This window comes from Rudaea cellulosilytica DSM 22992, assembly GCF_000378125.1.
Classification (GTDB): Bacteria; Pseudomonadota; Gammaproteobacteria; order Xanthomonadales; family Rhodanobacteraceae; genus Rudaea; species Rudaea cellulosilytica.
The window spans coordinates 1,194,139-1,220,691 of the sequence record NZ_KB899241.1 but is presented as its reverse complement, the minus strand read 5'-3'; the positions used below and the strand labels follow the sequence as shown (position 1 = coordinate 1,220,691).

The 26,553-nt window shown below is 65.1% G+C and carries 19 protein-coding genes; 15 read left to right on the top strand and 4 right to left on the bottom strand.

From position 1 onward, the window contains the following. Positions 1 to 66: 66 nt before the first annotated feature. On the bottom strand, positions 67 to 522 hold the full coding sequence (dut, locus tag F455_RS0105405; protein WP_018972259.1) for a dUTP diphosphatase: 456 nt from the start codon (positions 520 to 522) through the stop codon (positions 67 to 69). After that, positions 519 to 1,817 carry a bifunctional phosphopantothenoylcysteine decarboxylase/phosphopantothenate--cysteine ligase CoaBC gene (gene coaBC, locus F455_RS19875; RefSeq protein WP_051084126.1) on the bottom strand — a complete coding sequence of 433 codons (1,299 nt, stop codon included), beginning with the start codon at positions 1,815 to 1,817 and terminating at the stop codon, positions 519 to 521. The genes dut and coaBC overlap by 4 nt, the downstream gene beginning before the upstream one ends. A gap of 97 nt (positions 1,818 to 1,914) precedes the next feature. Here coaBC and radC point away from each other — a divergent pair, with 97 nt between their 5' ends. From radC to F455_RS0105320, 15 genes are all read left to right on the top strand, one after another. Further along, positions 1,915 to 2,592: a RadC family protein gene (radC, locus tag F455_RS0105395; protein WP_018972257.1), complete on the top strand. Its 678-nt coding sequence runs from the start codon at positions 1,915 to 1,917 to the stop codon at positions 2,590 to 2,592. Positions 2,593 to 3,249: 657 nt separating this feature from the next. Next, on the top strand, positions 3,250 to 4,113 hold the full coding sequence (locus F455_RS0105385) for an HpcH/HpaI aldolase/citrate lyase family protein (RefSeq protein WP_018972255.1): 864 nt from the start codon (positions 3,250 to 3,252) through the stop codon (positions 4,111 to 4,113). A 47-nt stretch (positions 4,114 to 4,160) separates the two neighbouring features. Continuing rightward, on the top strand, positions 4,161 to 6,548 hold the full coding sequence (locus tag F455_RS0105380; protein ID WP_157578463.1) for a sodium:solute symporter: 2,388 nt from the start codon (positions 4,161 to 4,163) through the stop codon (positions 6,546 to 6,548). Between the two features lie 80 nt (positions 6,549 to 6,628). Further along, positions 6,629 to 7,513, top strand: coding sequence for a LysR family transcriptional regulator (locus F455_RS0105375; RefSeq protein WP_018972253.1), 885 nt, complete (start codon positions 6,629 to 6,631; stop codon positions 7,511 to 7,513). A gap of 179 nt (positions 7,514 to 7,692) precedes the next feature. Then, positions 7,693 to 9,882: a TonB-dependent receptor gene (locus F455_RS0105370; protein WP_018972252.1), complete on the top strand. Its 2,190-nt coding sequence runs from the start codon at positions 7,693 to 7,695 to the stop codon at positions 9,880 to 9,882. A gap of 161 nt (positions 9,883 to 10,043) precedes the next feature. Beyond that, on the top strand, positions 10,044 to 11,015 hold the full coding sequence (locus F455_RS0105365; protein WP_018972251.1) for a ribokinase: 972 nt from the start codon (positions 10,044 to 10,046) through the stop codon (positions 11,013 to 11,015). A gap of 9 nt (positions 11,016 to 11,024) precedes the next feature. Next, entirely contained in the window at positions 11,025 to 13,175 is a 2,151-nt protein-coding gene (locus tag F455_RS0105360) for a formylglycine-generating enzyme family protein (RefSeq protein ID WP_018972250.1), read from the top strand. A 26-nt stretch (positions 13,176 to 13,201) separates the two neighbouring features. Then, on the top strand, positions 13,202 to 16,009 hold the full coding sequence (locus tag F455_RS0105355; RefSeq protein WP_169337297.1) for a ThuA domain-containing protein: 2,808 nt from the start codon (positions 13,202 to 13,204) through the stop codon (positions 16,007 to 16,009). Continuing rightward, positions 16,006 to 17,859 carry a glycoside hydrolase family 127 protein gene (locus F455_RS0105350; RefSeq protein WP_018972248.1) on the top strand — a complete coding sequence of 618 codons (1,854 nt, stop codon included), beginning with the start codon at positions 16,006 to 16,008 and terminating at the stop codon, positions 17,857 to 17,859. Before F455_RS0105355 ends, F455_RS0105350 begins: the two co-directional genes overlap by 4 nt. A gap of 92 nt (positions 17,860 to 17,951) precedes the next feature. Continuing rightward, positions 17,952 to 19,139 (top strand): CaiB/BaiF CoA transferase family protein, encoded by a 1,188-nt coding sequence (locus tag F455_RS0105345; protein ID WP_018972247.1) that lies wholly within the window; start codon positions 17,952 to 17,954, stop codon positions 19,137 to 19,139. A 70-nt stretch (positions 19,140 to 19,209) separates the two neighbouring features. After that, on the top strand, positions 19,210 to 20,199 hold the full coding sequence (gene dusA, locus F455_RS0105340; protein ID WP_018972246.1) for a tRNA dihydrouridine(20/20a) synthase DusA: 990 nt from the start codon (positions 19,210 to 19,212) through the stop codon (positions 20,197 to 20,199). Between the two features lie 137 nt (positions 20,200 to 20,336). After that, positions 20,337 to 20,567, top strand: coding sequence for a PepSY domain-containing protein (locus tag F455_RS19870; RefSeq protein ID WP_018972245.1), 231 nt, complete (start codon positions 20,337 to 20,339; stop codon positions 20,565 to 20,567). A gap of 81 nt (positions 20,568 to 20,648) precedes the next feature. Beyond that, the gene (locus F455_RS0105330; RefSeq protein ID WP_018972244.1) at positions 20,649 to 21,368 is read left to right on the top strand and encodes a response regulator transcription factor; all 720 of its coding nucleotides are present in this window, start codon (positions 20,649 to 20,651) and stop codon (positions 21,366 to 21,368) included. Between the two features lie 235 nt (positions 21,369 to 21,603). After that, complete coding sequence (locus tag F455_RS0105325) at positions 21,604 to 23,004, top strand: ATP-binding protein (protein WP_018972243.1); 1,401 nt, start codon at positions 21,604 to 21,606, stop codon at positions 23,002 to 23,004. A gap of 101 nt (positions 23,005 to 23,105) precedes the next feature. Beyond that, a complete protein-coding gene (locus tag F455_RS0105320) occupies positions 23,106 to 23,864 on the top strand; it encodes an isocitrate lyase/PEP mutase family protein (protein ID WP_018972242.1) in 759 nt (252 codons plus the stop codon). 6 nt (positions 23,865 to 23,870) lie between these two features. Here F455_RS0105320 and F455_RS0105315 read toward each other — a convergent pair whose 3' ends face one another. Beyond that, the gene (locus F455_RS0105315; RefSeq protein WP_018972241.1) at positions 23,871 to 25,172 is read right to left on the bottom strand and encodes an amidohydrolase; all 1,302 of its coding nucleotides are present in this window, start codon (positions 25,170 to 25,172) and stop codon (positions 23,871 to 23,873) included. A gap of 77 nt (positions 25,173 to 25,249) precedes the next feature. After that, positions 25,250 to 26,512 carry a peptidase MATCAP family protein gene (locus tag F455_RS0105310; RefSeq protein ID WP_018972240.1) on the bottom strand — a complete coding sequence of 421 codons (1,263 nt, stop codon included), beginning with the start codon at positions 26,510 to 26,512 and terminating at the stop codon, positions 25,250 to 25,252. Between the last annotated feature and the right edge of the window lie 41 nt (positions 26,513 to 26,553).

The following is a 26,553-nucleotide window of genomic DNA, read 5'->3' as shown; positions in this document are numbered from 1 at the left end:
TCTTTCTCGCCAGCCAAGTTCCCACGCTCGATCTCCCCAGTGTCGTTCCGGGGCGGCAGCTGCGGCTTACACGCTGCCGGAGTGACCGAATCCGCCGACGCCGCGTTCACTGGCATCGAACTCTTCGACCACACGAAATCGCGCATGCGCGACCGGCAAAAAGACCAGCTGCGCGATGCGTTCCCCCGGCTCGATGGTATAGGCAGCCGCAGCGCGATTCCAGCACGAAATCATCAACGGTCCTTGGTAATCCGCATCGATCAAACCGACGAGATTGCCGAGTACGAGGCCGTGTTTGTGACCCAGTCCCGATCTTGGAAGAATAACTGCGCAGTAGTTCACATCTCCGACATGAATTGCGATGCCGGTCGGGACCAGCACGCTCGCGCCTGGCTCGAGTATCAGCGGCGCATCGAGCGCTGCGCGCAGATCCATGCCCGCCGATCCCGGCGTTGCTCGCGCAGGCAGCGCGATTTCCTTGCCAAGCCGCGAATCCAGGATTTTCAGTTCGACGTCGATCATTTGCCGCGCATTCTCGTGCGCCGCGGGGCGCGCGCCTTGGATCGCGCTCGACCAGTATCTTTTCGATTCCCGTTCGACGATTCCCAATCTGCGTATTTTTCCGCGATACGCTCGACGAGCTGACGCGCGAGCGCGAGTTTGTCGGCGCGCGCCAGGCGCTCGGCGCCGTCGCGCGAAATCAGCAGAATCTCGTTCTGGCAAGCATCGAATCCCTCGCCTTCGCCGACCTTGTTCGCCGCGATCAGATCGAGTTTCTTGCGCTCGAGCTTCGCTCGCGCATAACCCTCGATGTTCTGCGTCTCGGCAGCGAAGCCGACGACGTAGGGTCGTTGCTTCAGCGCGGCGACCGCGGCGAGGATGTCGGGATTCTCGTTCAAGCTTAGCGTCAACGCGCCGCCGGTCTTCTTCAACTTGTGCGCGGCGACTTCGTGCGGACGAAAATCGCCGACCGCTGCGGCACCGATATAGATATCACTGTGCTGCGCACGCGCGAGCACCGCCTCGCGCATGTCGCGCGCGCTGCGCACGTCGACGCGCGCGACGCCCGCTGGCGTCTGCAGATGCACCGGTCCGGCAACGAGTTCTACGCTCGCACCCTGCTCCATCGCGGCTTGGGCCACGGCGAAACCCATGCGCCCCGAACTGCGGTTGCCGATGAAACGCACCGGATCGATGTCCTCGTAGGTTGGCCCGGCGCTGACCAATACGCGCTTGCCGGTCAACGCTTTCGGGCCGCGCAGTGCGGCGAGCTCCGCGACGATCTGATGCGGCTCGAGCAGCCGGCCGAGGCCGGATTCGGCTTCGGCCATGCGGCCTTCGCCGGGACCGAGAAAGGCCGCGCCGCGCCCGCGCAGGGTGGCGACGTTGGCCTGCGTTGCGGCATGCGCCCACATGCGCAGGTTCATCGCCGGCGCGATTGCGAGCGGCGCGGTGCTGGCAAGACACAGCGTGGTGAGCAAGTCGTCGGCGAAACCATGGGCGAGGCGCGCGACCAGGTCGGCGCTCGCCGGGGCGATCACGATGTGCTGTGCCCAGTGCGCAAGTTCGAGGTGCCCCATCGCCGCTTCCGCGGCCTCGTCCCACAGGCCCGAGCGCACCGGTTGCCCCGACAACGCCTGGAACGTCAGCGGAGTGACGAAGCGCGCCGCGTTTTCGGTCAACACCACGCGCACCTCCGCGCCCGCCTCGCGCAGACGACGCACAAGCTCACACGCCTTGTACGCCGCGATGCCGCCCGAAACGCCGAGCAACACGCGCAAGCCGGCGAGTCCATTTCGAGCTTCGAGCTGAGCCATGTAGGAAGTCCGATGACAACGATACGCGCTTATAGCTTACCGGAATTTGCATCCGCCCCGGCTGCGTCCGCGGGGCATATCGATTGAAACTTTCACCATGACGATCCTCGACTGGCCCAGTGCGGAGCGCCCGCGCGAAAAACTGTTCGCGCGCGGCGTCGGTGCGCTCTCGGATGCGGAATTGATCGCAATCTTCCTCTCCAGCGGACGGCGCGGACAAACCGCGGTCGACCTCGGGCGTGAACTGCTCGCACGTGACGGCGGATTGAAGGCACTGCTCGAGCTCGAACCGGCCACGCTCGCAGCCGTGCCCGGACTCGGCACGGCCAAGGCAAGCCGACTGCACGCAGCGCTCGAGCTTGGCCGACGCTATCTTGCCGTCGATCTCGAGCGCCCCCACTCCCTGACCAATCCGCGTGCCTGCGCGGACTTCGTGCGCGCGAAACTGGCGAGCTATCCCTATGAGGTGTTCGCCTGCCTTTACCTCGACAACCGCAATCGCATGATTGCGTTCGAGGAACTGTTCCGCGGTTCGATCAACGGCGCCAGCGTGCATTTGCGCGAAGTAGTGCGCCGTTGCCTGGCGCACAATGCGGCGGCGGTGATTTTCGCGCACAACCATCCGTCCGGCGTCGCCGAACCCAGCCAATCCGATCGCGAGGTCACCACCGAATTACAGCGCGCACTGCGCATGATCGACGTGCGCGTGCTCGACCACTTGGTCGTCGGCACCGGCACAACCACCTCGCTCGCACAGATGGGTTGGCTCCAGTAGCAAGCACAAGCGAAAACGACGGTGCGACGCTCCGTGTGCACCGATCGTTTCCTGGTCGTCCCGAAAAGACGCGAGCGCGTAAAAACTCAGGCGTCGGTACATCCGTGTCGGCCATCCCTGCAGCCTGTCGCACCGTGCGCATCCCGCACGCCACGTCCCACTCCCTGAGCCTTGTTGCGACGCCTGACGCGCTGAGATTACGCGTGCTTTGTTGCCGAATTCTTACGCCGCGACAAGCGCTTAGGCGGTGAATTTATACACAATGCAGCATTCGCTGCAATTGCAGCGTTTTACACTGGCGTTACGATTGCAAGACAGCAAATAAAACATTGAAAATCATGTGCTTATACAGAAATTTGATGTCAAAATCCGGCTGAACGCCGGCCTAACCGATTTTTTCGTCATGCGCAAGCGGCTCGCTATGCACAAAGTTATCCACAACCTGCGCGCAACGCGGGCCATGCAGCGCAAACGCCTGTTTTGACGACCATGTCGCGCGTAAACTGATCTTCGCAAGCGCGGTCGGGACACGGCGGGGTTCTGGGAGAATTTGCTGCAGGCAAATCGCCGTCGCAGTGCGAAATCGCAAGGAAAAGTTGCGTCTGAAAATCCGGGCATTGATTCCTTTCCGCGTCCCCCGCGCCCACACTGCCGCGCATGGCCCCACTGATCCGCAGCAAACTGTTCCTGCCGGGCTCGCGCCCTGAGCTTTTCGCCAAAGGTGCGACCGGCGCGGCCGACGCGCTCTCTTTCGATCTCGAAGACGCCGTGCCCGAAGACGCCAAAGCGGTCGCGCGCCGCCAAGTCGCCGAATTCGTACAATCCGGCGCCGCGCGCGAGGCGGGCAAGCTCGTCATCGTGCGCGTCAACGCGCTGGGCACGCCGCATTTCGTCGACGACATCAAGGCGCTCGCCGTGCCCTGCGTCGATCTGATCAACCTGCCCAAATGCGAATCGGCGGACGAGGTGCGTGCCGCGGCAGCGGCGATCGCGCACATGGAATCGTCCGACGCGTCGGCGTCGGCCGGTTTGCTGGTCAATATCGAAAGCGCCAAGGGCTTGCGCCACGCCGCGCAGATCGCCGCCGCGCACCCGCGCGTGCGCGGGCTGCAGCTCGGCCTCGGCGACCTGTTCGAGCCGCTCGGCATCGATCGCTACGATCCCGCCAATGTGCATGCGGCGATGTTCGCGCTGCGTCTCGCCGCAGGCGAAGCCGGCGTCTGGTGCTTGGACGGCGCGCGCGCCGACGTCGTCGACGAGGCCGGTTACCTCGCCGAGGCACGCATGGCGCGTAGCCTGGGATTTATCGGCAAGACCTGCATCCACCCGAAACAGGTAGTGCTGGCGAACTCCGCATTCGCGCTCGCGACCGACGAGGTCGAATTCGCGCAACGTGTCGTCGCCGCCGCGCGGGAAGCGGCCGCGCTGGGGCGTGGCGCCTTCACCGTCGACGGGCGCATGATCGATGCGCCGTTCCTGCGCCGCGCCGAGGCGATCCTCGCCGCGGCGGGCGAGCGATAAGGCGCATCAGCGCCAAGAAAAACAAGATGGGGAATTGAGTGAATCCGATGTTTCGTTCGATCCTTGCCGGCGCGCAAAAACTCGCTGTCGGCGTTCTGCTGCTCGGATTCGCCGCCGCTGCGGGCGCGGAAAACCTGACTACGGTCAAGACCGGTACGCTGCCCACATTGAACGATGCCGGCCCGCTGATCGGCCTTGCCTCGATCGATGCGCGGCCGCTCGCGGTGGCCGAACAAGGCGTGTTCGTGCTCGATGCGGAACGCAGAGCCTGGAACCGAGTCGATGTGGCGGCGTCCGCAGCTGCGCGCAGCGTCACAAGCGACGGCATGCGCACGTTCGTGTTGACCGGATCTGTTGATTCAGCCGTCGTCGATCGCGTTACGCAATGGTCGCTAGACAACGGAGCATTGAAGTCGAGCGTGTTGCCGCCTCTGCCAATTCCCCTGATTCGCGCTCAGGCCGCGCTCAAGGGCGACGCACTCGCCGTCGCCGGAGCCGACGCGGGCGGCAGGACCTTCGTGCTGCAACTTTCGCCGCTGACGAAGGAACCGCAGTGGCAGGCCCTGCCCGAGTTCCCCGGTGGCGCGGCAAACTCGGTCGCGCTGCAGACTTCGGCCGTATTCGTCACCGTTGCCGGTGACGGTGGCGACCGCCTCTGGCGCTGGTCGGCGGACAAGGGCTGGCAGGATCTCTCCGTCGCGCCCGGCAAGATCGTTCCCGGTTCCGCGCGCGCAATCGGCCAGGCCACGGTGCTCTATCTCGTGCGCGAAGTCGCGGGCACGACGAAGATGGTCAGCTACCACACGATCACCGGCGCCTGGGCTACGCTCGCCGACGCGGGCACGATTGACGCGCGTGGTGCGACCGCGTGGAACGACGGCATGCTCTGGGCGCAGGGCGGCGCGGACGGGGCGATCGCGTTCGGCTACGCCGAGATCGAGGCCGGCAAGCTGCTGCTCAAGTGGCTGGACTGGGTCGTCATCGTCGTCTACCTCGCGGCGATGATCGGCATCGGCATGTACTTCTACCTGCGCGACAAGCACAACTCGACCTCCGAATTCTTCGTCGGTGGCCGCAGCATCCCGTTCTGGGCCGCCGGCGTCAGCCTGTACGCGGCGAACACGAGCTCGATCAGCTTCATCGCGATTCCGGCGAAAGCGTTCGAGACCAACTGGACGTACATGACGAACAACCTGATCGCGGTATGCGGTCTCGTCTTCGTCGCGATCGTTATCGTGCCGCTGCTGCGTCGGCTCGACCTGATGAGCGTGTTTTCCTACCTCGAAACGCGCTTCCATCCGGCGATTCGCATGCTCGCGAGCGCGCTGTGCATCGCGATGCAGCTCGGCAGCCGCATGAGCGTGATCCTGTTCCTGCCCGCGCTCGCGATCGCGACGATCACCGGCATCGACGTGACCTGGAGCATCCTGCTCATGGGCGGCTTCACCATCATCTACACCGCGCTCGGCGGCATGAAGGCGGTGATCTGGACCGACTTCGTCCAGGTGATCGTGAAGATGGGCGGAGCGATCTTCGCGATCGGCTTCATCGTCTGGCATCTGCACGGCGGTTTCGGCGAATTCGTCACGACCGCACTCGCCGAGCACAAAACCAAGCTGTTCGACTTCAGCTTCGACCTGACCCGCGCGACGGTATGGGGTTTCCTCTTCCTCGTCGTGTTCGACGTCGTGCTCACATTCCCGAAAGACCAAGTGCTGATGCAACGTGTGCTGTCGACGAAGTCCGACAAGGAGGCCGGTCGCTCGATCTGGGCCTTCGCCGCAATCATGATTCCCGGCGGCTTCGTCTTCTACACGATCGGCACCGCGTTGTTCGTGTTCTACAAGACACATCCCGAGCGCATGAACCCGCTGCTGCCGATCGACGCGACGTTCCCGCTGTTCATCGCCGCGGAATTACCCAGCGGCGTCACCGGTCTGATTATTGCCGGCATCTTCGCCGCAGCGATGGCGACGCTGTCGGGCATCATGAATTCAGTCGCGACGCTGGCCTCGGTCGACTTCTACGAGAAGCTCGTGAAGAACCCCGACCCGCGCAAGAGCGTGCGCTTCGCCGAGCTCATGACCGTTGCCGCGGGCCTCGTCGGCATCGGCATCGCACTGCTGCTCTCGCGCTTCGACATCCATTCGCTGTTCGACGTTTCGATCGAACTGGCCGGCCTGCTCGGCGGCGGCTTCGCCGGCGCGTACACGCTCGGCATGTTCACGCGCCGCGCCAACTGGCAAGGCGTTGCGATCGGCATTGCCTCGAGCATGCTGCTGACCTTGGGAATCTGGTCGCTCAAGATCGTGCATCCGTATTTCTACCTCGCGATCTCGATCATGTTGTGCATCGTGATCGGCTATCTCGCGAGTCTGCTGTTCCCGGCGCCGACGCGATCGCTCGCGGGGTTGACCATCTATCGTGACGACTGATGTGTTTTTTCGTCATTCCGCTGAAAACTGTAATGGCAAGCCAAATGCGAGCGCGGCGCGAACAACGTTAGGATAGTGCGATGGACACCCAATTCCTTCACACCTTCGTCAACGTCGTCGAGCGCGGCTCGATGGCAGCGGCGGCGCGCGTGCTCGACATTACCCCGGCGGCAGTCGCGCAGCAGATCCGCACGCTCGAACGCGAGTTCGGCGTACCGCTGATCGCGCGCGTCGGCCGCACGGTCAGCGTGACCGAGGAAGGCGCGCGCATCCTCGACCGCGCACGCGCACTGCTGCGCGACGTCGCCGACCTGCGCAGCATCGCCAACGACGGTTCGGTGTCGGGCGAGTTGCGCCTCGGCGCGTGCCCGACCGCGCTCGCCGGCATGCTGCCGGACATCCTCGCGCGCATGGTCGCGAAGTTTCCGCAGATCAACGTGTTCATCCGCCCGGGATACTCGGCAGAGTTGTACCGAGCCGTGGAGGCCGGCGAACTCGATGCAGCGCTCGTGCTGCAGGCGCCGTACGCGCTGCCGAAAACCTGCGACTGGCAGCTGCTGCGCGAAGAGCCGCTCGTGCTGATCGCACCGAAAAAGTATGCCGGCCGCGATCCGCACGAATTGCTCGCGAACGAGCCGCTGATCCGCTACGACCGCAATCAGTGGGGCGGCCGCCTTGCCGACGCCTACCTGCGCGAAAACGACATCGTGCCGCATGAGCGCTTCGAACTGAACGCGCTCAATGCGATCGCGGTGATGGTCGACCGCGGCCTCGGCGTGTCGATCGTGCCCGACTACGCGCAGCCGTGGCCGGAAGGATTGCAGCTCGTGCGCATGCCGTTGCCGCAACCGAGCGAACCGCGCCGCATCGGCACGGTCTGGTCGCGTTCGACCGTGCGCATCCGCCTGGTCACCGTGCTGCTCGCCGAAGCGCGCGCTGCGATGACAACAAAAAGTAGAGTCTGAACATAGGCGCGGGCGATTCCTCTCCCCTGCGCGAGCGCCTAGGCTCCCAGCGTCGAGTGCTGCATTCAAAGCGTCCGCAATGAGACGCGCAGCGCAATGCCTGGCCCGGACGGGCAGGTTTGGACGCCAGCGGAGCCGAGCCGTGCGGCTCCACCTTAGAAACGATCGGGGAGAACCAAATGACCAGACCCATTACCGCCGCGCTCGGCTGCATCGTGCTCGCGGCCGCCGCGAGTGCACACGCCGACGATGCCGCCAGCGCAATCGCCAGCGCAGACGCGCCCACCGAACCAGCCCAGGCCGGGAGCACCGCGCCGGACGACAAACCCAAGCAGGAGCTCGAAACCGTCACCGTGACCACGGGCTCGCGCAGCGCGAAGGCCGTAGACAAGATTCCGGGCGCGATCGTGGTGGTGACCAGGGCTGAGGTCGACCGCACGCTCGCACTGACCGACGATGCCACCGCCGTACTCTCACGCACCGTGCCCGGCTATGCTGAATCCTCGCAGGCGATGAGCAACACCGGCGAGAACCTGCGCGGGCGCATTCCGTTGCGCCTGTTCGACGGCATCCCGCAGGGTTCGCCGCTGCGCGAAGGCACGCGCAACGGCACGTTCACCGACATGGGCATCATCGACCGCATCGAAGTGATCAACGGCCCTTCCGCAGCCGAAGGCATCGGCGCGGCCGGCGGCATCATCAACTACATCTCGAAGAGCGCGCAGAAGGAAGGCGACCAGGTCGACCTGACGATGCGCTACTCGACCCAGTTCAAGGACGACTCTTCGGGCTACAAGGTCGGCGCGAACTGGGCGCATAAGAGCGGCGACTTCGACATGTATCTCGCCGGCTCCTATATCGACCGCGGCATCACCTGGGACGCGAACGGCCGGCGCATCGGCATGAACCAGTCCGGCTCGCTTGCCGACACGACTTCGGACAACTTCTTCGGCAAGTTCGGCTACGACTTCGGCGAGGGCAACTCGCAGCGCGTGCAACTGACTCTGAGCAAGTTCAAGATCGACGGCAAAGACAACTACATCGAGCAGCTCGGCGACCGCAGCAAGGGCATCACCGACACCTCGGTACCCGGCCACAATCCGGGCACGTACACGCCGTTCAACGATTTCTGGCAGGCCCAGCTCAAGTACCTCAACAACGACTTCTTCGGCGGTGCGCTGGCGATGGACGTGTACAAGGCGAGCCAGGCGATGCGCTTCCTGCCCGAGGCGACACCCGACAAGCAGGACCCGTTGATCGCCCCGCTCGGCACGCTGATCGACCAGTCGGAAATCAATTCGCAAAAGAAGGGCCTGCGCACCTCGTGGACGCGGCCCGACCTGTTCGGCGTCAGCGGCCTCGAACTGCATACCGGCGTCGATTGGGTCGAGGACGTGGCCCAGCAGAAGTTGGCGATCACCAACCGCCTCTGGGTGCCGCCGATGGACTACACGAGCTGGGCGCCGTATGCGCAGTTGTCGTGGGACATCGGACCGGTGACCATCGTCGGCGGCATCCGTCGTGAGGACGGCCAGCTCGAGGTCAACGACTACACGACGACGTATTACCGCAATCGCGTCGCGGTCAAGGGCGGCACGATCGACTACCAGAACAACTTGCCCAATGTCGGCGCGATCTGGCGCTTCGCCGACGGCTGGTCCGCGTTCGCCTCGTGGAGCAAGGGCTTCACCCTGCCCAACGCCGGCATTCCGCTGCGCAACGTCAACAAGCCCGGCGTATCGGTCGCGCAGATGCAGGACCTGCAGGCGATCATCGTGCGCAACGAGGAAGTCGGTTTCAACTGGCGCGGCGAACGCGCGGGACTCTCGGCGTCGGCGTACAAGTCCACATCGCAGTTCGGCGTATCGCTCTCGGTCGATCCGACCACGGGCGACTACATCATGAACCGCGCGCCGGTCGACATCAAAGGCTACGAGTTCTCAGGCGATTTCCGCTTCACCGACGACTGGAAAGCAACCTTGATCTACTCACGCGCGATGGGCTACACCGTGTTCACCGCGAACGGCCCGCTGAGCAAGCACATGGGTGTGACCGACGTGATGCCGGCCAAGCTCGGTGCCTCGCTGACCTGGAATTTCTCCGACTACGGTAACGCGACGCTCGGTGGGACCACGCTGCTGTCACGTAATCTCAATCAGGGCACGAGCGCGGCCGAGCATATCGGCGGCTACACCCTGTGGGATCTCGAGATCAACTACGACGCGCGCAAGTTCGGCAAGCTGACCCTCGGTGTCGAGAACCTGCTCGATAGGCAATACATCCTCGCCTTCAACCAAGTCGACAGTTTCCAGAACTTCTTCGCCGGCCGCGGCCGCGTCGTCTCGATCACCGACAAATTCTCGTTCTGAGTGTTTCACCCGCCATGCAGCGCATTGCCCTCCATTCATGCTGCATGGTTCCGCCGCCGCGGCCCCTCCAACCCGCGGCGGTTTCTTTTTCCGCCTCCCGGGCGGTGCATCCGGCATAGAATCGACCGGCCATCCTGAAACTAGCGTCCGGTATCGATCGCATGAGCCTCGTATCTTCCCGGAGCGGCATCCTCGTCGCCGGTTCCGCCAACCTCGACTTTGTCGTGCGCGCAGCGCACGTGCCCGCGCCGGGCGAGACCGTGCTCGGGCGCGACTTCGCGACGTTCCCCGGCGGCAAAGGCGCGAACCAGGCCGTCGCCTGCGCGCGCGCCGGCGGCGCGGCGACACGCATGCTGCTCGCGCTCGGCGACGATCCGTACGCGCAACAACTCGAAGCGTCGCTGCGCGGCGCCGGCGTCGAATTGCTGATCGTGCGTATGCCCGGCATCGCCACGGGTACTGCGTTCATCTGCCTTGCCGACGATGCGGAGAACGCGATCACCGTGGCGCCTGGCGCGAACAACACACTGCGCGCCACGCATCTGCCTTCGCTCGCCAACGTGAGCCATTTGCTGCTGCAGCTCGAAACGCCGATCGACACGGTCACGGCGTATGCCATCGCGGCACACACGGTGGGAGTGAAAGTCGTGCTCAATGGCGCGCCTGCGCGCGAACTGCCGATCGCGCTGCTCGATGCGCTCGATGTGCTGATTGTCAACGAAGGCGAACTCGCGACGATCACCGGTATTCACGGCAATATCGCCGAGGCGTTGACGCATCTCTCCGTGCCCTGCGTGATCGTCACGCTAGGCGCGCGCGGCGCTTGCGCGCGCATGCGCGGCAAATTCCATCTGCAAGCCGCGTATCGCGTCGATCCGGTCGACACGACCGGCGCGGGCGACACATTCTGCGGCGCGTTCACTGCCGCGCTCGGCGCCGGCCTCGATCTGCCGACCGCGCTTGCGCGCGCCAGTGCCGCAGGTGCGCTCGCGACCACGCGCCTCGGCGCACAGACTGGCGTACCGGAGCACGTCGAAGTTGAAACTTTCATGCGCAGCCATGCGACGACGGTGAACAACGCCGCCGCGCTGCGCGAACTCGCCGCGTACTGCGGCCTGCCCGAACACAACTGACCACGCACCATGAACCCGGCCGACGAAGACCCGCCGCGCAAGACGCACTACCACTTCTCGCACGTCACCACGGGCCGCTACCTGCCGACGCCGGGCAAGGCGCCGGGCTGGCCGTTCGCCGAAATCGGCCACTGGACGATCGACGTCAACGCGAGCAGCGACGACTGGATCGCCTCCTTGCGCGAATGGCGCCGCGAGCATTTGACGCGCATCGGCTACGACGACGCGAACTATCGTCGGCCCGAACTGCAATGGGCGCAGCGCAACTTCGTCCACGCGCAGATGATGGTCGAGGATCGCTATTTCTACGATCCGGTTGCGCAAAAATATACCGTCGACCGCTATCTCGACGATCTCGAAGCACGCTATGGCGGCATCGACAGCGTGCTGATCTGGTATGTCTATCCGAACATCGGCGTCGACGATCGCAACCAGTTCGATCTCGCCCGCGACCTGCCTGGCGGCCTCGATGGCCTGCGCGCTGCGGTCGCCGATTTCCATCGCCGTGGCGTCAAGGTGTTCCTGCCGACGATGCCATGGGACCACGGCACGCGCGAGCAGGGCGAAGCCGACTGGCTCGCGGTCGCGAAGATCGTCAAGGCGGTCGGTGCCGACGGTATCAACGGCGATACTTACAACGGCGTACCTCGCGCGTTTTTCGATAGCTGTGACGCCTTGGGCTGCCCGGTCGTGCTCGAACCCGAATCGACGATCAGCGCCGAGGAACAATTGATCTGGAACGTGTCGAGCTGGGGCAAGAAGGCGCCGGCCGACGTCGTGCCGTCGGTGGCCAAGTTCAAGTGGCTCGAACCGCGCCACATGATCCACTACGAAAACCGCTGGGGCCGCGAGCGCACGAACGATCTGCAGTACATGTTCTTCAACGGCGTCGGCTACAACGCCTGGGAAAACATCTGGGGCATCTGGAACCAGTTCACGCCGCGCAACGCCGAAGCGCTGCGCCGCTGCATGCTGATCGAGCGCAAGTTCGCCGCGCAGATGACGAGCGCGGATTGGCGGCCGTATGCGAAGACGCTGCAAGCCGGCGTGTTCGCGAGCGAATTTCCGCGTGACGGCGTGACCGTGTGGAATTTCGTCAATCGCAACGAGTACGCGCTCAACGGCGAGCAGATCGACGTGCCGTATCGCGACGGCGCGCGTTATTTCGACCTCTGGCACGGCGTCGCGCTGACACCGCGCATCGATGGTGACAAAGCGGTGTTCGAGTTCGCGCTCGAAGCGCACGGCTTCGGCGCGCTGCTCGCGGTCGACGCGGGCGTGCAGATCGATGCTCTGGACGCGTTCCTCGTGCAGATGCGCGAACGCGCAAAAACACCGCTGCAGTCCCTGTCGAACACGTGGCATTCGATTCCGCAGCGACTCGTCGCGATCGAACCGACGAAGTCGGCCGCGAGCGCCCACGATGGCATGGTCACCATTCCCGCCGGCGACTTCGACTTCCTCGTGCAAGGCATCGAAATCGAAGGCCAGACCTGGGCCGGCCTCGACGTGCAATATCCGTGGGAATCGAGCGCCCGGCGCAGCCATCGCCGGCGCATGCGCATCGAAAGATTCCACATCGACCGCACGCCGGTGACGAATGCGCAGTTCAAGAAATTCATTGATGCGACGAAGTATGTTCCACGCGACGCGCACAATTTCCTGCGTGACTGGAAAGACGGCGCGCCGCAGCCGGGCTGGGGGAACAAGCCAGTCACCTGGGTCTCGCTCGAAGACGCACGCGCCTATGCGGCCTGGGCCGGCAAGCGCCTGCCGCGCGAATGGGAATGGCAGTACGCCGCTCAAGGCAACGACGGTCGCGCGTACCCGTGGGGCAACGACTGGAGCGAGGCCGCAGTGCCGAAGACGAATCGCGGTCGTCATCTCGTGCCGCCCGCCGATGTCGATGCGCATCCGCGAGGCGCCAGTCCGTTCGGCGTGCTCGATCTCGTTGGCAACGTCTGGCAGTGGACCGACGAATTCGAGGACGAACACACGCGCGCCGCGGTGTTGCGCGGCGGCAGCTCTTACATGCCGCAGACTTCGCATTGGTATTTCCCGCAAGCGCACCGGCTCGATCAGCACGGCAAGCTCCTGCTCATGGCGCCGGGCAAGGACCGTTCGGGCCTGATCGGCTTTCGCTGCGCCGTCGATGCCTGAGCATGCGCGTGCTCCGGTTCTGCTTCATGCTGGTTCTGGCTTCGAGCGCTTGCCTGCGCGTTGAACCCGCAGCCGCAGGCGCGGGCAACCCGATTCGGATCGTGCTGATCGGCGGCGCGAAGAGCGAAGGTCCGGGCAAGCACGACTATCCCTCGGCTATCCGCCTGCTCGAACGCGCGCTCCTGTCTTCACCCGATGCGCCGCGCGGACTGCAGGTGAAGAGCTATCCCGATGGCTGGCCGTCCGATCCGCATGCATTCGACGGCGCGGCGAGTGTGGTCTGGTATTTCGATGGCGCGGAAAAACATCCGCTACTCGATGCGCAACGGCGCACGCAATTCGAAGAAGTCGTCGCGCGCGGCGTCGGCCTCGTCGCCTTGCATCAGGCCTCGACCTTGCCCGCCGGCGGCGCGAGCATCGATCTGCCGCGCTGGCTCGGCGCGGCGCGTTACGGCATGTTCGACCGCACGACCGAATATGCCGATGTGCAGGTAGCCGACCTACAACATCCCATTGCGCGAGGCGTCGACGCGTTCGCCTATCGCGACGAGTTCTATCCGACGTTCCGTCGCGGCGACAAGCCGATCGTGCCGATCCTGCACGCCACGCTGCACGTGCAGTATCGCGATGGCACTGCGGTCGTCGACGACCGGCCTGAGGACATCGTCGTCGCCTGGGCATTCGAACGCGACCGTCGCGGTCGCTCGTTCACCTACAGCGGCGCGCACTTTCTCGCCGCATTCGACACGGAACCGCTGCGCAGGGTACTGCTCAACGCGATCCTTTGGACCGCGCATGCCGAGGTGCCAACGAATGGTCTGCCTTCGCCTCCACCACAAACGGCCATCGAGTCGGCCGCACCGCAGGCGACCTCTGCGAAAGCCGATGTGTCGACATTCCATCACGACGCACAACGCAGCGGCTGGTATGCGGCGGAAACAACGCTGACGCCGGCGCAGATCAAGGCGTCCTCGCTCGGCCTGCAATGGGAATCTCCTCAACTCGATATCGTCGACGGCCAACCGCCGCGGCTATACGCCTCGCCGCTCTACGTCGACGGCCTGGGAATCTCCGCGGGCCCGTTCAAGACGCAGACGTTCGCCGCCGTGATCGCGGCGAGCAGCAATGGTTATGTCTATGCGATCAACGCGACGAAGAACGGCGATATCGCGCCGGGTCGCATCCTTTGGCGCACGCGCCTCGCGTTGCCATGCCGCCTGCAGCCCGCGCCGCTCGACGGCGTGGCGACCGGCGTGCTCGCCACACCCGTGATCGATCGCGCGCGCGATCGTTTGTACGTCACCAGCTGCGATCCGGAAAAGCGCTGGCAGGCGTACGCACTCGATCTCGGCAGCGGCACGGTGCTGCCCGGCTGGCCGGTGCAACTCGACGAGAAGACATTCAACGCGCTCAACCGCAATGCTGGGCCGATGCCCGTGCCGCCGAAGCGGCGCCACGATTTTCGCGTGCAGCGCGGCGCGCTCAATTTGAGTCCCGACGGCAACGCGCTCTATATCGGCTTCGGCGAAACCGAAACCGGTTGGCTGGTCGCAAACGACACCCAACGCGCGACGGTAACGAGCGCATTCGCCGTGTCGGCGATGCCGCATCGCGGCAGCGGCGGCATCTGGGGCTCCGCCGGCGCCAGCATCGATGACGACGGCAGCATCTTTGTCGCGACCGGCACCGGCTTCGGCGGTTACGTCGACCAGGTGCACGACTGGACGCAATCGGTATTGAAGTTCGCCTACGCCGACGGCGCGCTCGCGCTCACCGGCACGTACACGCCGTTCAACCACTGCGCAACCGCGGCCAACGACGTGGATCTGGGTTCGGGCGGCGTCGCGCTGTTGCCGGCCGTCGACGCGAAAGCTAGCGCAACGCCGCGCTTGCTTGCGGTCGGCGGCAAGCAGGGCAATGTCTACCTGCTCGATCGTGCGCGCCTGCCCGGCCGCCTCGATCGGCGTCCGGCCTGCGGCGGAAATGCAAGCAGCGATGCCTCCTTGCTCGCGCCCGACGCACAACCGCAGTTCGGCACGCGCGGCCCGCTCAATGTATTCGGGCCGTATTCGGACAAGGATGCCGCGCTCGGTGCCGCGCGTTCGCGTTCGGTGCCGGCGGTGTTCCGCGACGCGCAGGGCACCGATCATGTCTTCGTCACCGGCAACGCGAAGAAGGCGCCGGATTCGTCGGTCAGCGTCGCACCTTCGCTCGCGCGGCTTGAAGTCGTCACGCGAGCAGGCCGATCCGCGTACCTCAAGCTCGCGCGTACCCAGGATTCGGTCGTGCTCGAAAATCCCGGTCCGCCCGTGGTCACGAGCAATGGTGCAGACGCCGCCGTCGTCTGGGTGCTCGACGAGAACGCGACTCGCGCGGCGTTGCTTTCGGGCGACGATTCACCGCGACCCGTGTTGTACGCTTTCGATGCGATGACTCTCGATCTGCTCTGGCGCAGCGAAACCGGCGATCTGTATACCAGCGGCAAGTACAACGAGGCGCTGATCGCGCGCGGCCAAGTCATCGTCGGCACCGACCGTATCCAAGCGTTCGGCCTTGGCAGATCCGTCGTGCGGCACAATGTCGTCGCAAGAGACGAAACGAAGGAATCGGCCAGCGTGAAACCAGCAGGTCCGATCAACGGCGAGGCCCTGTATGCCGCGCGCTGCTCCGCCTGCCACGACCATGCACAGGGCGCGATTCCACCACGCCAACAGATTGCCACGCGCGGTCGCGCCGCCATCGTCGAAGCGCTGGCGCAGGGTGCGATGCGCGCTCAGGCGCGCGGCCTGAGCAGCGAGGAAATCCGCGCGATCGCCGAGTATCTGCAGCCATGAACGAATCCGCTTCGCTTCCGCTCCGCATCGAACTGCATGGCCCGCTCGGCGAGGCGCTGCGTGCGAACGCCGCGGGACGGCTGAGCCATTTCATCATCGACGAAACGAGTCCGGCGATCGCGATCTTCGCGGTCGAACACGTCGCACAGAACCGCGAAGGCGACTGGTACGGCGAGCACGCGGGCAAGTGGTTGTACGCTGCAGCGAAGAGTGCGGCGCGCACGCAGGACCCGCAGCTGGGCGCACGCATCCGCCGCGTCGCCGATTTCCTCGTCGCGCGCCAGGACAGCGACGGCTATCTCGGCACCTACGCGCCCGAGCGGCGCTTCATGGTCAAGCATGCGCCGAAGCCGAAGTCGTGGAATGGCGAGCCGATACCGCGCACCTGGGACATCTGGATCCACGCCTATCTGATGCTCGGCCTCGTCGAGGTGAACAAGCATTTTCCCGACGCGCGCTATCTGGCCGCGGCGCGACGCATCGGCGATCTATGCTGGCACACGCTGCGCGAAGGCGGCATCGATATCTGCGAACTCGGCAACCATCACGGCATGTCGGCGACCGTTTTGCTCGACGCGGCAGTCGAGTTGTATTTCACGACCAACGAGCAGCGCTATCTCGATCTGGCCTTGCTGATCCTGCAACAGGCCGACGCCAATCCCGATCTTGCCCTGCTCATGAAAGCGCTTGCCGGCGCGGACGCGAGCGAGATCGCGACGGGCAAGGCGTACCAGCTGATCTGGAACCTCGTCGGTCTGGCCAAGCTACATCGCGCGACGGGCGCGCCGGAGTATTTGCGCGCAGTCGAGAACCTCTGGGCGAATATCCGCGAGCATCACCTGAGCCTCGGCGGCGGCCCGTGGGGCGGCGTCGCGCATCGTTCGCGCGAGGTGTTCAATGCGCCCGGCACGTTCTTTCCGCAGGCTTACGTCGAGACCTGCTCGACGCTGGCCTGGATCCAGCTCAATCGCGAGCTGCTCGCGATCACCGGCGCGGCGAAGTATGCCGAGGAGATCGAGCGCAGTGCGTACAACGACCTGCTCGGCGCGTTCGCGCCGAACGGCGAGGACTGGTGCTACTACTCGTATGCCAACGGCAAACGCGTGCACACGACCTATTGGCGTTGCTGCAAGTCATCGGGTGCGATGGCGCTGGAGGAATTGCCGGCGCTGGTTTACTCGACGCGAACATACGGCATCGACGTGAACCTGTATGCGCCGGGCATGGCCAGGTTCGCGCTGGTGCAGGCCGGCGAGGTCGTCATCGAACAGGAAACGCGCTATCCGTTCGACGGCAGCGCTCGCCTGCGACTGGCGCTCGAACGCCCCACGCGCTTCACCCTGCGCTTGCGCATTCCGTCCTGGGCGAAGAACGCGTCGATCCGCGTCAACGGCGAGCCCGTCGAGAGCGATGTCCGACCCGGTGACTACGCAACGATCGAACGCGAATGGCAGGCAGGCGACAGCGTCGCGCTCGATTTCCCGATGACGCCGCAGGTTCACTACCGCGCACATCGCAACGTGCAGGAATCGCGCGCCCCCGACGGCTCGCCTGTGCACCAGGAAGTGCTGCGCCACGACTACCTTGCGATCACGCGTGGGCCGCTGGTCTACGCGACCGGGCTGATCGACGGCTACAAGACCGAGGAGTCGCTGTTGCTGGCGCAAGGAGCGCCGGAGCAATGGCTGCGAGTCGAACCAGCGTCGGACCAAGAAGAGGGGCCGGCGATCGTGCTCAGTCCCGCGCGGCGCACGCCGCTGGCATTCGTGCCGTACTATCGGGCAGGCGCGCGCGTCGACGGCGCTTGGCGTCTGACCTGGATGTCGCTCGCGCCCGAGCCGCGCCTATGACGCAAGAATTTGTAGCGCAAGAAACTAGCCGTGCCGCCTGTTTCTTCGCCAGATCGCCGCGCAGACTGGCAGCGTAGGGGAGAGGATTTTTCATGGCCGCAACATCTGCCTTCAATCTGGCCGAACGCAACGGTGCGCCGGGGCCGCTCTCGGGCGTGCGCGTGCTCGATCTATCGAGCTACATCGCGGGCCCCTACGGCTGCACGCTGCTCGCCGACCAGGGCGCCGAGGTCATCAAGATCGAACCGCCCGACGGCGACAACCTGCGCAACTACCCGTCGACCCTCGCCGCGGAAAGTCGCGCCTTCATGGGCGTGAACCGCTCCAAGCTCGGCATCGCACTCGACCTCAAATCGCCCACAGGCCACGCCGCACTGCTACGCCTCGTGCGCGAGGCCGACGTGCTCGTGCACAGCTTCCGTCCGAGTGTGCCCAAGCGCCTCGGCATCGACCACGAACAGTTGAACCTGATCAATCCGCGCCTGATCTATTGCGCGATCTCCGGTTACGGCGAAACCGGGCCGATGAAGGACAAGGCCGGCTACGACCAGGTGCTGCAAACGATGACCGGCATGTGCGCGCTACAGGGCAAGCGCGGCGGACCGCCCGAGATCATCTACGGCTCGGTCGTCGACTACTACGCCGCGGCGCTGCTCAGCGCGGGCGTCGCTTCCGCGCTGTACGAGCGCGAGCACTCGGGTCGCGGCCAGTTCGTCGGCGTGTCATTGCTGCGCAGCGCGCTGACCATGCAGTCCGCGCGCATGATCTGGGCCGACGGCGAATCGCTCGACATCGGCCGTGACATGCGCTCGGGCGGCGTCACCGGCATCCATCCGACACGCGAGGGCCATCTCTACGTCTCGGCGAACACACCGCGCTTCTGGAAGGCACTGTGCGAGAAAACCGGCCTGCAACGGCTCGCCGCTGATCCCCGCTACGACAGCGTGCGCAAGCGCGCCGAACACGCCGCCGAGATCATCCCCGAGCTGCACGCTGCGCTCGCTGCACACAGTGCGCTCGAATGGGAAGCGCTGTTCGGCGACGAAGTACCCTGCGCCGCCGCGCGGCGCATCGAGGACATGTTCGAACACCCGCAGGTGCTCTCCGAGAACATGGTCGCGACGATCGAGCATCCCGTCGTCGGCCGCTACCACGGTGTCGCCTATCCGATCAAATTCGGCCGCACCCCAGGGCCGGTGCCGTTCGCGGCGCCGCGCTTCGATCAGGACTCGCAGGCCGTGCTCGGTGCATTGGACGGGGCGGAGAAGAAGACCGCCTGATCCGGCGAGCGCGGCGCGCAAGCGGCGAATCCGCTACCATTCGCGTCCCGAATTCGCTTCGTTGCCTCGCGTGACCCCGCCGATCGCCAATCCCTGGACGCTCTGCGTCGCGCCGATGATGGATTGGACCGACCGCCATTGCCGGTACTTCCATCGTCTGCTCGCGCCGCATGCACGCCTGTACACCGAGATGGTGACCACGGGCGCGATCCTGCATGGCGATCGCGCGCGCCATCTCGATTTCGACACAGCCGAGCATCCGCTCGCGTTGCAGCTCGGCGGACATGAGCCGGGCGAGCTGGCGCAGTGCGCGCGCATCGGTGCGGACTGGGGTTACGATGAAATCAACCTCAACGTCGGCTGTCCGTCCGACCGCGTGCAATCGGGGCGCTTCGGCGCCTGCCTGATGCGCGAGCCGGCGCTGGTCGCCGACTGCGTCGCGGCAATGCGCGCCGCCGTGTCAATTCCAGTGACGGTGAAATGCCGCATCGGCGTCGACGAACAAGACGACTACGAGGACTTGCACCGCTTCGCCGAGATTCTGGTCGGCGCCGGACTCGAAACGCTGGTCGTGCACGCGCGCAAGGCCTGGTTGCACGGCCTCTCGCCGAAGGAGAACCGCGAGATTCCGCCGCTCAACTATGAGCGCGTGTATCGGCTCAAGCAGGAATTCCCACGGCTTGCGATCATCATCAACGGCGGCATCGTCGATGCGGCTGCGGCGCAGGCGCATTGCACGACTGTCGACGGCGTGATGCTCGGCCGCGCGGCCTACCACGATCCGTTCGTACTCGCGCGCTGCGAGCAGGCGTTGTTCGGCACGCCGCTTCCCGACCGCGACGAGGTGCTGCGGCGCCTGCAGCCGTATGTCGAGGCCCGGCTCGCCCGCGGTGGCGCGCTGAACCACATCGCGCGGCATATCCTCGGCCTGTATCTCGGCCTGCCAGGTGCACGCGCGTTTCGCCGCACCTTGAGCGAGCGCATGCACCGACCCGGTGCCGATTTTCGCCTCGTCGAACTGGCCATGGCCGGCATCGGCGAGCACGCCCGGGCGGCATGACGGCTGTTCGCTTCCGAGACAGTGCGCAACGGTTCCGCACGCAGCGTCGGTCAATTCAGGCCCAATTCAATCGAATCTCCCATAGTGACTGTCCCGGCCCCCGAATCGCCGGTCTGTCAGCGTCGTCCGCGCCCGAGATGAAAACCCGCCTTGCCACTATCGTCCTGCTTGCTGCTTATGCGCTCTCGTCGCATGATGGCTTTGCCGCGCCGCTGAGCATGCAGGAAGCGATCGCCAAAGTGCAGCGCGAGACCAGCGGCAAGGTGCTGTCGGCCGAATCGAAGACGCAGGGCCACAAGACGATCTACCGGATTAAGGTGCTCACTCGCGACGGCCAGGTGAAGATCGTGGAAGTGCCGGCCGATTGAAAAATTGAAAAGTGCGGCTCAAGGACGGCTGCCTTTTGATTTCGCGATTATGGACGATCGCACAAGCTACGGAGTCAAGCCATGCGTGTACTGTTGGTCGAAGACGAAGCCCCGCTGCGTGAAACCCTCGCCGCGCGCCTGAAGCGCGACGGTTTCGCCGTGGATACCGCCGCCGACGGCGAGGAAGGCACCTTCCTCGGCCGCGAGGTGCCGTTCGATGTCGCGATCATCGACCTCGGCCTGCCGAAGAAATCCGGCATGGACCTGGTCAAGGACCTGCGCGATGCCGGGCAGAAATACCCGATCCTGATCCTGACCGCGCGTTCGAGCTGGCAGGACAAGGTGCAGGGCTTGAAGCACGGCGCCGACGATTACCTGGTCAAGCCCTTCCACGTCGAGGAACTGCTCGCGCGCATCAACGCGCTCGTGCGCCGCGCGAGCGGCTGGACCAAGCCCACCCTCGAATGCGGCCCGATCGTGCTCGACACCACCGCGCAGACCGTGCATGTGGCCGGCGCACCGGCCGATCTGACCAGCTACGAATACAAGGTGCTCGAATACCTGATGTTGCACGCCGGCGAACTCGTTTCCAAGGCCGACTTGACCGAGCACATCTACCAGCAGGATTTCGACCGCGATTCCAACGTGCTCGAAGTCTTCATTGGCCGCCTGCGTCGCAAGCTCGATCCGGACAACTCGCTCAAGCCGATCGAGACGGTGCGCGGGCGCGGCTATCGTTTCGCGATCCCGCGCAGCGAAGGTCAGCACGAGGTTGCAGCAGACCAAGCCGCAGCAAAGTAGGAAGCTGCCTTAAAATCTACTGCGCTCGGTATTTTGGCCGCGTGCGGTGCTCGGACTGCGAAGGCAGGAAGCCGGAGCGAACATTCGCGAAACGATGGCCCAAAGGGCGAGCCGCGGATGCGGCGAGTAATCTCATGTACTCGACTGTACACTCCGGTTCCTGCGCTCAGCGCGCGGCCAAACTACCTTCGCTCGCGACGATTTGAAGACAGCTTCCAACAATACTGGCTCTCGCATGGCGCGCCGACCGCTCTCCCTGCAAGCGCGCTCGTTGCTCGCCGCCGGCGTCGTGTTGGTGGCATTTCTCGGTTTGGCCGGTGTCGCGCTGGACCAGGCGATCTACCGGACTCTGCTCAAATCACTGCACGATCGCCTGCAGAGCTATGCCTACGGCTATCTCGCCACCTCCGAGGTCAGCCGTTCCGGGCGCTGGACGCCGCCGGAGGTGTCGCCCGATTCGCGCCTCGACAGTCCCGAAAGTGGTCTCTACGCCAGCGTCGTCGGCCCGATCGAGGTCGACGGCGCGCGCTTTTCGAGCTGGCGCTCGCAATCGGCCTATGCGATCACCGACATTCCGCAATTCGATGAGACGCTCAAGCCGGGCGCGGAGAGATTCACCGACGCGCCGGTCGGCGGCGCCAGCGGGAAGGTATACATCTACAGTTATGGATTTTCGTGGGAAAAGGAGCGCGGTCCGGTCCTGCTGACGATCCACGTCGCCGAGAGCGCGGCCAACTTCGAGGCCCAGCGCAACGTGTTCCGGCGCAGCCTCGTGTTCACCTTCGGCGGCCTCGTCATCGGCCTGCTCCTGCTCCTGCTCGGCGTGCTGCGCTGGATCCTGCAGCCGGCGCGGCGCATCGCGGTCGAACTCGGCCGCGTCGAGCGCGGCGATCAGGAACGGCTCTCCACCGACTACCCGCTGGAACTGCGCCGCCTGTCCGGCAGCATCAACGACTTCATCGACAGCGAGCGCAACAGCCTGAAGCGCTACCGCAACACGCTGTCCGACCTCGCCCACAGCCTGAAGACCCCGCTCGCGGTGATCCGCAGCCAGCTCGAAACCGGCGGGGAAGGCAAGGAATTCCGCTGGACCGTGCTCGAACAGATCGGGCGCATGGACCAGATCGTGGCCTACCAGCTCTCGCGCGCGGCAACGAGTGGACATTCGACTTTCGCTGCACCTGTCCTGATCGAGCCGCACGCCGAAGAGATCGTCAGCGGATTGGAAAAGGTATATTCGGCAAAAAATATACTTTGCGAATTCGACATCGACCCACGCGCGCAATTCTACGGCGAGGAAGGCGACCTGCTCGAACTGCTTGGCAACCTGCTCGAGAACGCGTTCAAGTGGGCCAGCCATCACGTGCTGCTGACCGCGCGCGTGATCCCGGGCGCGCCCGGGGCGCGGCGCAACGGCCTCGTCTTCATGGTCGAGGACGACGGTCCGGGCATTCCCGAGGACAAGGTCGAACATCTGCTCCAGCGCGGCGTGCGTGGCGACGAGCGCGTGCAGGGCCACGGCATCGGCCTGGCGATCGTGCAGGACCTGCTGCGCGCCTACCACGGCAACCTGACCGTCTCGCGTTCGGAAAACTTAGGCGGCGCCGCGTTCACCGTGCGCTTCGCGCCGGGCTGACATCTGCCGCAACGGTGGCGCCGGCAGCACGGCGCAGATTGGCTCTGAGCGCGCGCGCAACTGACGCGCATACTCAAATACACGATCCTGCGGAGTACGCCATGACAAAAACCGCTGCCGAAAAACGCGCTGCCTTTCGCACCTTGCACGCTTCGGGTTGTTTCGTCCTGCCGAATCCATGGGATGCCGGCGGCGCACGCCGCCTCGAAAAGCTCGGCTTCAAGGCGCTTGCCTCGACCAGCGCCGGCATCGCCTGGTCACTTGGCCGCGCGGACAACGAATTGCCGCGCGACGTCGTGCTCGATCATCTGCGCGCGCTGTGCGCGGCGACCGACCTGCCGGTCAACGCCGACTTCGAGGATGGTTTCGCCGCCGCGCCCGACGAAGTCGCCGCCAACGCGAAGCTCGCCGTCGCCACCGGCGTCGCCGGCCTGTCGATCGAGGACCGCGACGGCACCGGCCTGCATGCATTGCCGCTCGCTGCCGCGCGCATCCGTGCGGCACGCGGTGCGATCGACAAGGACGTCATGCTGGTCGCGCGCTCGGAAGGCTTCCTGCTCGGCCAGCCCGACCTCGACGCGACGATCGCGCGCCTCGTCGCCTACGCCGAAGCAGGCGCCGACGTGCTCTACGCGCCCGGCGTCACTGATGCCGATGCGATTGCGGCGATCGTGCGCGCGGTCGCGCCGAAGCCGGTCAACGTGCTGCTCATGAACCCGCAGATGCGTGTCGCCGACCTCGCCGCGCTCGGCGTGCGCCGCGTCAGCACAGGCGGCGCACTCGCCGCCGCCGCTTGGCGCGGCTTCGATCTCGCTGCGCGTCAGCTGCTCGACAGCGGAACCTTGCCGCCGCGCGGCTGACCGCGCTCAAGTTCCGGCGAGAAAATCGAGACTCGCCTGCAGCATCGCCGACATGCCGACCGGCAGCGCACCCTCGTCGACAAAGAATTTCGGCGAATGGTTGGCCGGTGCGGCGGCGGCGTCCTGCCCTGCCGGCGTGGTGCCGACGAAGAAATAGACCGATGGCGCCTTGGCACCGATCGCCAGGTGGGGGAAGTCCTCGGACGCTGTCCAGCGCTCGGCTTCGATGACGTGCTCCTTGCCGAGCGCCTTTTCCAGGCTCGCCCGCACGCGCGCAGTCAGCGCAGGGTCGTTGTAGTTGACCGGATTACGTTCCTCATCGGACTGCGGCATCTTCACGTCCACCGTCGCCCCGTTCGCCGCGGCGACGTGCTCGGCGATATTGGTCAGGCTCGCGATGACCTGCTTGCGCATGCCTTCGTCGAAGGTGCGGATCGTGCCGGCGAGATCGGCGCTGTCGGGCACGATGTTGAAGCGCGAGCCGCCGTTGAACGTGCCGAAGGTGACCACCGCCGGCGCCTTGTTGATGTCGAGCTGGCGGCTGACGATGGTCTGCGCCGAGGTAACGATTTCCGCGGCGGTGACGATCGGGTCGATGCCCTTCCACGGCACCGCGCCGTGCGATTGTTTGCCGTGCACGGTCATGCGGAACGTGTCGGAACTCGCCATCGCGCCGGCCGGGCGCAGCGCAACCACGCCGACGTTGTAGGCGCTGACCACGTGCATGCCGAACACCGCGTCGGGTTTGAAGTCCTTGAACACGCCATCGCGCACCATGCCCGGAGCGCCGCCGGTCTCGCCGGGCGGCACACCTTCCTCGGCCGGCTGGAACACGAGCATCACTTCGCCGGGCAGGTCGTTCTTCATCTTCGCGAACGCTTCGGCGATACCGAGCAGCATCGCCGTATGTGCATCGTGGCCGCAGGCGTGCATGACGCCGACGCTTTTGCCGAGATATTCGCCGGTCGCCTTCGAAGCGAACGGCAGGTCGACCTGCTCGGTCACCGGCAGCGCATCCATGTCGGCGCGGATCGCGAGTTTGCGTCCCGGTTTGCCGCCCTTGAGCACGCCGGTAACGCCGGTGTGGGCAATGCCGCTGCGCACGTTATAGCCGAGCTTCTTCAGTTCGTCGGCGACGATCTTCGAGGTGCGCGTCTCGCGGTTGGACAGTTCCGGATGCTGGTGGAAGTCGCGCCGCCATTTCGTCACTTCGGGCAGCACGTTCTGGGCAAGCTCATTGGAAGACTCTGCGGCCCCGACCGCGGCGCACAGGCTCGACAGGATAAACGCGGAAAGGATGCGGCGCATGACTACTCCCGAATACGACTACAAGGAAACATGGCCCGCGCCTGTCGCCGACAATGCCGGAACGAACGCGGACCCATTCAAACCCCGAGCACCAAATCCTCGGCCTCGACGCGGTCGAGCCGAATACGGTTGGCGAACAGCGAAAACGCGAGCGAACCGGCAAGGCCGTGCGCATTCTGCACCCACGGCGGAATATACACGGGCGCGGCGATGAAGCCGGAATCGAAGAACGGTTCGAGCGCGAGCACGTCGTGCAAAGTCATCTTGCCGGCGAACAGGCTGCGGCAGAGCTTGAGCTTGCCGTTCTTGAGCGCCCAGCGGAAGAAGGTGTGCACGGAGAGCAGTCCGTGCAGATAAACCGTGTCTTTCGTGAACGCCGCACCGCCGGAGGTCGGCGCGCCGCGGAACACGCGCATCGCCGAGGTGAAGCTGTCCGTTTCGTTCTGCCCGGCAGCGAGGAAAAATTTGAACACTGCGATGAAGTCAGCGCCATTCAAGGCGAGGTCGATCGCGAGGATACGCAGCGAGATACGTTTCATGCGACCGATGTCGATCGCGCCCGACATCAGTTCGGCGAACGTGGCCAGGCCCTCCTGCGTCGCGGTGATGCGCGGCGAATTGAGCGCGAGCGATTTCAGGTGCGGCTGGCCGCGGCCGTTGAGCGCGGTCAGCGTATGTACGAACGCTTCGTGCTCGAGCAACTGGTGATGATCGTAGCTGGAAAAGTTCGCGCCCGCGCGCAGGCGGATGCGCGTCGGGCCCGCAGCGGCCTTTGCGATCAGGTCGGGATCGAGTTCGACACTGATCTTGTCGCGCGTGAAGAACGCGCTGATCTCGCGCTGCAGTTCGCCGCACAGCTCCTCGGCTGGAATGCTCGCGGCGTTGTCTTCCTCGTCGAGTTCGCCGCCGAGTTCGTCGGCCAGTTCGATGAAATGTCGTGCGGCATCGAGATTGCTGACCGCGCCGCCCGGCAGGCGGTCACCGGGCCGGCCAAACAGGCGCACGGAGTGCTCGGTGATCGCCATCGTGCCGGCGGCATCGAGCAGTTCGGTGGCGTAGATCCAGGATTGCGCGACACGGCGCAGATAGCCGCCGACGGGGTGCTCCTCGCCGGCCGCGAGAAAAATATTCTGCAACTCCTCGCGCACGGCCGAATAGTCATGCTTGGTGTATGTGACGAGCGGCAGCTTTGCGTCGCCGCGGCTCCAACCGTCGAGAAATTGGATCTGTACCGCGGCCGGCCAGCTCACCGCACCGAGCAATTTGATGCCCTTGACCGCCGCAACGAGGCGGCGGTCGAGTTCAGCGAACGCATTCAGCGCGGCAGTTTCGTCGCCCATGCCTCTCCTACCCTAGAGAGGGCAACACTACCGCATCGACG